This window comes from Sphingomonas ginsenosidimutans (assembly GCF_002374835.1).
In the GTDB taxonomy this organism is placed as follows: Bacteria; Pseudomonadota; Alphaproteobacteria; order Sphingomonadales; family Sphingomonadaceae; genus Sphingomonas; species Sphingomonas ginsenosidimutans.
Window position 1 is genome coordinate 1 of sequence record NZ_NWVD01000028.1, and the last position, 6,487, is coordinate 6,487.

Genomic DNA, 6,487 nt, shown 5'->3' on the forward strand with positions numbered 1-6,487 from the left:
GCGGCAAGGGCGAAGCGGTTTGGCATTTTCGCCACATAGCGCGCTCGCATTGGGGCGATGTTGGCAAAGCTATACAATATCCCAATGCTGCAGCGCGATCCGCAGAAGTCTTGATGTTGCTATACTGATGGCGGCTATGGGGTCGCTTCCTGATTGGCAGCAAACTTCCAGAAGCATGACAAAGTCGCCATTGGCGGTTCCGTCTGAACAGCAATGATCCCCTATAGGCTGCGCGCGGCGCTCGACCCAAGCTTGGCAATGCGGCCGCTTATCCCCACAGCGCCTGGCAGGCAGATAGTGCCTTCTTCTTCGCAACCGACATCGATGCGCAGGGTGCCGCCGAATTCGCGGCCTATGAGGCGAAGCTCGCCTTCCTGCGGCAGGTCCTGCGCTGAGCATTTGCGCAAGAAGTGTGTGGTCGCCGCGTTTGACTGCCGCTCTGCGGACTGCGAGGCGTATGGCGGCAAACTCATGGGGCAAACGTGACCGAAGCTGGCGTCCACGGCGAGCGATACGAAGCGCGGATCGCGCGTGCCATCGCCCACGTCGAAGCGCACCCCGACGAACCGCTGACGCTCGAACGGGTCGCTGCGATCGCGTGCCTTTCGGCCTACCATTTCCACCGCGTGTTCCGCGCGCTCACGGGCGAAAGTCTGCGCAGCTTTGCCGAACGGCGCAGGCTTGAACGGGCGATCCTTCTCTCCCGGCGCGGACAATCGTGGAAGGTTGCTTCCGCGTCTTGCGGTTTCGCCTCGCCGGCGAGCTTTGCGCGGGCCTTCAGGCGGGTCTACGGTGTGCCGCCCTCCGCCTTCGATCGCGAGGCGTGGTGGGACGCGCGGCCGGACCGGACCGAAGTCGAAGCGGTGTCGGCGTTCTTCCTGCGCCCGGCGCCCCCGCTCGATCCCGACTTTGCGGTGACGCTCGAGCAACGCCCCGCGGCCCGGCTCGCCGCGGCGCGCGTATGGGGCGGCTATCTTGCGCCAGGCAAGCTTGTCGCAGCCTACCAGAGCCTGCGCGCCTGGGCCGATGAACAGGGGCTTGAAACGCGCGGCGGCAGGATTGTCGGCGCCTCGCGCGACGATCCCGATCTGACGCCGCTGTCGCGATGTCGCTATGATTTCATGATCGAGCTGCCCGATGGCCTTAACCCGCCGCCGCGTTTCTCAGTAGCTGAGCGGGACGCGGGCTTGTGGGCAGTCACCCGGGTGAAGGGCGATCTTGCCGCTGTCGATCGTGCGTGGTCGTCGCTGTTCAAAAGCTGGCTTCCCGCCTCCGGGCTCGATCTGCGCGACGCCCCGGCCGAAGAGGCCTATCTGCAATTGCCCGAGGACATCGGCTGGGACGCGTTCGATCTCGAATGCCGCGTGCCTGTCGCCGATCCCCCCGACGGAGGTCATCATGCCTGATCTGAGAACAACCTTGCTTGCAGGGCTGCTGTCGGGCGGCGGCGCCATGGCGTGGACGCTGTTCGAGTTTGCGATGGGCTGGCACAACGAGCATCTCGATGTCGGGGCGAAGACCGGCTTCGTCGCGGTCATTTTCCCGGTTGTCGCCGTCGGCTGGGCTCTGCGCCGGGCGCGGCAGGCGGGGGACGGGCAATTGAGGTGGCGCAGCGCGCTGGCAATCGGGCTGGGGGTTTCTGCGATCAGCGCCGCCATCGGCCTCGCCTTCTTCGCGGCTTACTATACCATCATCAATCCCGAGTTCGTGGCGGCGATGCAGGCGCGCGGGGCAGCGGTCGACGTGCCGTCGCAGCTGGCTGCGGTGGTCATGGGGTCGCTGGTGGTGGGCATGGCCATCACTGTCATCGCCACGCTGATTATGCGCAAGGGAGGGCAGTCGGAATGAGTGTGTTGTTTCAGAATATCTTCGCCGAGCTGCGGGCGATCATGCTCGAGGCCGCACCAGGGATGACGGTTGCCGAGGACTCGCCAAGCAACCTGACGCTCAAGACCCACTGGATCGAGGCGCGCACCGGGCAGCCGGCATGGTTCGGGTGGATCGCGATCAAGAAGTCCTATGTCGCCTATCACATCATGCCGCTCTACACGCTCCCCGCGCTGGAAGCTGCTGTGCCCGAGGGGCTCGCCACGCGGCGTCAGGGCAAGACATGCTTCAACGTGAAGAAAACCGACGACGCGGTGTTCGCACAGCTCAGGGAGCTGACAGCGCTTGCGGCGCGGATGGAGCCCGACCTGCGCGCCGCAATCGGCGCCTGACCCTAAAGAGCGATCAGCACTCGATAGCCCTGCCGGCGGCGCGGAACGCATCCAGCGCCCGGGTGGCCGCGGCGGGCGGTTCGGCGCCGACCTGCCCGCCCAGATGGCGCGCGAAGAACACTTCGGTCGCGCGGGTGATCGCGAGCGAGGTCTCCTCGTTGGCGAAGCTGTGGCCCTCGTTTGCAGCCAGCAGGTAGTCGACATCGATCCCCCGCGCCCGCAGCGAGCAGACGATGCGGTCCGACTGGTCCTGCCGCACGCGGGGATCATTGGCCCCCTGAAAGATCAGCAGCGGTGCGCGCATCGCCCCGACATGGGTGAGCGGCGAGCGTTCGCGCATCCGTGCGGCATCCTCCGGCCGGTCGGGGTTGCCGACGAAGCGATACCACGAGCGCGGCAGGAAGGGCTGCCAGCTCGGCGGGAAGGCGCGGACGAGGGTCTCCAGATCGGCCGGCCCGGCAAAGTCCACCGCGCAGCGATAGGCAAAGCCGCCCTCGCGCGAAATGCCGGTAAGCGCTGCGAAGCCGCCATAGGATCCGCCCATGATGCACACCCGCGCAGGATCGGCCCAGCCCTGACGGACGGCGTGCCTGACCGCATCGTCGACATCGTCGGACATCCGCGCCCCGAATTCGCCGACACCGCCATCGAATACCCGCTTGCCGAGGCCCGTCGATCCCCGGAAATTGACCTGTATGACGGTGTATCCGCGATTGGCGTAGAATTGCGTTTCCCGCTCGAAGGTGGCCGCATCGCGGGTCCAGGGGCCGCCGTGGACCGCGACGATGGTCGGCCCCGGCCCGCGGCTCCCAAGCGGGCGGGTGACATAGCCGAGCAGCGGGAGGCCATCGCGGGCGCGCAACCGGAACGGCTCGGTCGGTGCGAAGGCATAGCCGACAAGCTCGGGGCGCGTTTCGGCAAAGACCGAGGCCTTGTCGCCGCGCACCAGGATGAAGCGCCCGGGCCGGTGTCCGGCATCGGTGTAGAACAGCGAGATCTGCCCGTCAGCCGACCGGGATTCGAGGCTCAGGCTGTCACCGGGCGCTACCGCGCGGGCCAGTCGGACCGCCTTGGCAAAGTCGCCGTCCAGCGGCGCGAGATCGCTCGCGATGCGCGTGCAGGCGGCCGCGATCGGACCTGACGCGGCCTGCAGGACATCGTCGACATCGAAACTGCCGCAATCGGCGCCCTTCAGCCGCCGGGGCTTGCCGCCGCCAAAGCCGATCAGCAGCGCGCGCTCGATGTCATTGCCGCGATTGCTCCGCACGATCACGGATCGCCCGTCGGCATGGATGCCGATGATCTTGAAGCGCTCTGTCGCGGGCGCGGCATAGAGGCGCACGAAGTGCCCGTCCCCCTCGCCACGCCCCCACAGCTCGAGCGATCCGTCCGGCGTGATCCGCCCGGCCGCGCGCACGACGCCTGACGCATCGGCGAAGAACTCGGTATAGCCCGCATCATTGCGCAACACTTCGCGCACCGTCCCCGCGTCGGGGTCGACAGCGTAGACATCGGCGAATTCGGGGTCGCGCCGGTTGATCGCGAGGAGCAGCGGTCCGGCCTGTCCTGCGGGCGTGCGGAGAATTTCCGCATTCGCGCCGGCAAACGGCGTCAGGTCGCGCGCGCTTCCGGGGGTGGCGGGATCTATGCGGAACAGGTGGTAGCCTTCGTCTCCGCCGCTGTCCTGCATGACCAGCAGCCAGCGCCCGTCGGCCGACCAGCGCACATTGTCGATCGAACGATCGGGATTGCGCAGCACCAGCCGACGCGGGCCCGCCAATGGACCGACATGAACGGCACCACGCCCGTCCACGGTCTCTATGGTCGCCACCCGCGTGCCATCGGGCGATAGAACAGCGGCCGAGATCGCCGGTGCCTTTGCCAGAATTTCGAACGGGATCAGCGGGACAGCAGAAAGCGGTGTGGCAACGGCAAGCAGCATGCTCGAAAACATCGTGGCGGGCCTCTCCGGAAACATCTATGCCCTCCCCTTATGATGCGCGGGAAGCACTCGTCTTGAACAAAACGGAAGAGACGGCAACCAATTGGAGCAGCCCGCTGCCGCCAGCGCTGCGTCCGTGGATCCGCATGGCGATCCAGCGCCGCGCCGTCGCCCCACCGAAGCTGTATCGCATCTTCCCCAACATGAACTGCGAGATCTTCATCAATTGCGGTGAGCATTTTGCCAACGCGCGCTGCGGCGAACCGCTTTACCCTCTGCCCCTGGCCAGCGTGTTCGGGCCGAAGACCCGGTCCTATGACCACGCGACCGGCGCGCGCTCGGACTGGTTCCTGCTCCAGCTGACCCCGCTGGGCGTGCGCGACCTGCTCGGTTGCCCGCTCGCCGCACTGGTCGATGCCGATCACGATCTCACCGCAGTCGCGCCCGGGGCCGCCGTGCTCGCCGAACGGATCGCTGGAGCATCGCAATTCGCCACACGGCTGCGGATTGTCGAAGCCTGGGCGATGGCGCGGCTCGACGGTGCCGCGATAGGAAGCCGGCACAGTGCATTGTCGCGGGTTCACGCGGTCATGCTGAACCGCCCGAGAACCTCGGTCGGCGCAATCGCCGCTCAGCTTGGCATCGGCGCCCGGCAGCTTCGCACAATCATGCGCGACGAATTCGGGATTAGCCCCAAGGCGCTGCTAGGTCACGCACGGTTCGAACACGCCTGGGCCACGCTGTTCCACACCGGCTCGATCAGCCAGGCCAGTGCGCTTTTCGCCGATCAGGCGCATTTGACGCGCGCCTTCCGGCGCTATGCGCATCTCACACCGAACCAGTATCGCCGTCTCAAGACGAGCGGGGACGCCATCCGCAACGGCGTGGACCGGGGTCTTGCCGAAAGGATGGGGATCGCGCTCTACTGAATGCCAACGGCCGTCAGCGCGGGACGTGGCCCATGATCGCGAGCATGTTGCCGTCGGGATCGGTAAATTGCTGAAGCCTCAGAAAACCAGCCGGGTTGGACTGCACCGTCTCCACATCCCCCACCAGTGCAGCGTCGCTCGTTTCAAGACGAGCGCGGGCAGCGGTGAAGTCATCGACATGGAAATAGAGGATACCCGCAGGTCGCTCTGGCTGTTTGCGAGCACCATCATGCGCCAGCATCAGCCGCGTCCCAGCGACGTCGAAGAACAGCATATCGCCCGCCTCGAAGAGCAAGATCAGCCCAAGGCAGTCGCGGTAGAATGCGCGAGCCCTGCCGAGATCGGTCACGGTCAGGGCGACTTGCTCGAACTGCGCCCTGGCAAGTACTGGTGCGCGCCCGACTTCTGCACAGACCGTCACCGGGGTGGCTGCGAGAGCAAGCGTCAAAATCCACTTCATCATGCATCTTCTCCTGCTTTAGGATCGACCACGCTCAGCAGGCCAATGCTGCCGCCGTCGGGATCGGCAAAGAACGCCATCCATTCTTCGCGACCGTCGGGGTGGACGTGGATTCGGTGCGGTACGCTGAGGATGGTAACGCCCACAGCGCGCAGACGCTCGGTTTCGCCTGCAATGTCGCCCACGCGAAAATAAAGGATCGAATTCGTTCCCTCTTTGGCCGCGGACAGATACAGGCGCACGCCGCCACAATCGAAGAACGCGGCGTTGGGGAAGCGCATGATCTCCGGAAGGCCGACGATGTCGCGCAACCAATCGGCCATAGCATCGAGATCGCGCGCAGTTCGCGACACCTGCCCTAGCGACCAATCGCCGAGGTCGGAGCCAATTATTGCGGTCGCCATTGCGCTGTCCGCCCGCACACCCGGCCATTGTCGCAATTCGCTGCGGGACCGAAGGCCAAGCTTGCCCAGTATGTTACTGACATGAAATTTTACCGCATCGGGCGAGAGTGTGCACAGCTTGGCGATCGCCGGATTACTGAGACCGTGGCGAACGCCTTCAATGACCCGCCATTCCGCGGGGGTTAAGATATCGGGGTGAGGTGGTCTGCCACGACTGTTCATGTGGTGGGCATATCGCAGAGTCGATCTATTTACCCTACCCTGTCCAGCAATTGGGCATTCGCGTTGCTCATACTCGGGGTCGTATGTACCGCATCAAGGCGTCTTATTGGCGATTGTCTGCTCATGCTCTGGCTACGGCGCGGATCCATTCATCGATCTCGGCTTCAACCCAAACTGCGCATTTGGGCCCCAGCGATCGCGATTTCGGAAACCGCCCCTCGCTCATACGCTGGTAGATGGCGGAGCGGCGCAGTCCGACGCGGGCGATCACTTCCGGTAGGCGCAAAAGCCTCGCCGGCGGAACCGCTTCG

At 65.4% G+C, this 6,487-nt stretch carries 8 protein-coding genes; 4 read left to right on the forward strand and 4 right to left on the reverse strand.

Annotation, left to right across the window (positions count from 1 at the left end):
- Positions 1 to 482 precede the first annotated feature (482 nt).
- The 3 genes from COA17_RS18255 to COA17_RS18265 are packed head-to-tail and all read left to right on the forward strand — an operon-like array spanning position 483 to position 2,219.
- Positions 483 to 1,406 carry an AraC family transcriptional regulator gene (locus COA17_RS18255; RefSeq protein WP_084276687.1) on the forward strand — a complete coding sequence of 308 codons (924 nt, stop codon included), beginning with the start codon at positions 483 to 485 and terminating at the stop codon, positions 1,404 to 1,406.
- The gene (locus tag COA17_RS18260; RefSeq protein WP_084276686.1) at positions 1,399 to 1,848 is read left to right on the forward strand and encodes a DUF4199 domain-containing protein; all 450 of its coding nucleotides are present in this window, start codon (positions 1,399 to 1,401) and stop codon (positions 1,846 to 1,848) included. Before COA17_RS18255 ends, COA17_RS18260 begins: the two co-directional genes overlap by 8 nt.
- A gap of 5 nt (positions 1,849 to 1,853) precedes the next feature.
- Entirely contained in the window at positions 1,854 to 2,219 is a 366-nt protein-coding gene (locus COA17_RS18265; protein WP_141397135.1) for a DUF1801 domain-containing protein, read from the forward strand.
- Between the two features lie 13 nt (positions 2,220 to 2,232).
- On the opposite strand, the gene COA17_RS18270 is transcribed toward COA17_RS18265, so the two are convergent.
- Positions 2,233 to 4,161 carry an alpha/beta hydrolase family protein gene (locus COA17_RS18270; RefSeq protein ID WP_176484960.1) on the reverse strand — a complete coding sequence of 643 codons (1,929 nt, stop codon included), beginning with the start codon at positions 4,159 to 4,161 and terminating at the stop codon, positions 2,233 to 2,235.
- A 74-nt stretch (positions 4,162 to 4,235) separates the two neighbouring features.
- Here COA17_RS18270 and COA17_RS18275 point away from each other — a divergent pair, with 74 nt between their 5' ends.
- A complete protein-coding gene (locus COA17_RS18275; protein WP_176217822.1) occupies positions 4,236 to 5,090 on the forward strand; it encodes a helix-turn-helix domain-containing protein in 855 nt (284 codons plus the stop codon).
- Positions 5,091 to 5,103: 13 nt separating this feature from the next.
- Here the strand turns inward: COA17_RS18275 and COA17_RS18280 are convergent, their stop codons facing one another.
- The 3 genes from COA17_RS18280 to COA17_RS18290 form a co-directional block, all read right to left on the reverse strand.
- Positions 5,104 to 5,553, reverse strand: a complete 450-nt coding sequence (locus tag COA17_RS18280) for a VOC family protein (protein WP_084276683.1) — start codon at positions 5,551 to 5,553, stop codon at positions 5,104 to 5,106.
- A complete protein-coding gene (locus tag COA17_RS18285) occupies positions 5,550 to 6,176 on the reverse strand; it encodes a LuxR C-terminal-related transcriptional regulator (RefSeq protein ID WP_084276682.1) in 627 nt (208 codons plus the stop codon). Before COA17_RS18285 ends, COA17_RS18280 begins: the two co-directional genes overlap by 4 nt.
- Positions 6,177 to 6,297: 121 nt before the next feature.
- Positions 6,298 to 6,487: AlpA family phage regulatory protein (locus COA17_RS18290; RefSeq protein WP_281253343.1), on the reverse strand; the 190-nt coding region annotated here is incomplete at its 5' end.

What these genes read in the sequence shown, in the direction of transcription:
- COA17_RS18260 (WP_084276686.1), top strand. Translation starts at nt 1,399, where the DNA reads ATGCCTGATCTGAGAACAACCTTGCTTGCAGGGCTGCTGTCGGGCGGC.
- COA17_RS18270 (WP_176484960.1), bottom strand. Translation starts at nt 4,161, where the DNA reads ATGCTGCTTGCCGTTGCCACACCGCTTTCTGCTGTCCCGCTGATCCCG.
- COA17_RS18280 (WP_084276683.1), bottom strand. Translation starts at nt 5,553, where the DNA reads ATGATGAAGTGGATTTTGACGCTTGCTCTCGCAGCCACCCCGGTGACG.
- COA17_RS18285 (WP_084276682.1), bottom strand. Translation starts at nt 6,176, where the DNA reads ATGAACAGTCGTGGCAGACCACCTCACCCCGATATCTTAACCCCCGCG.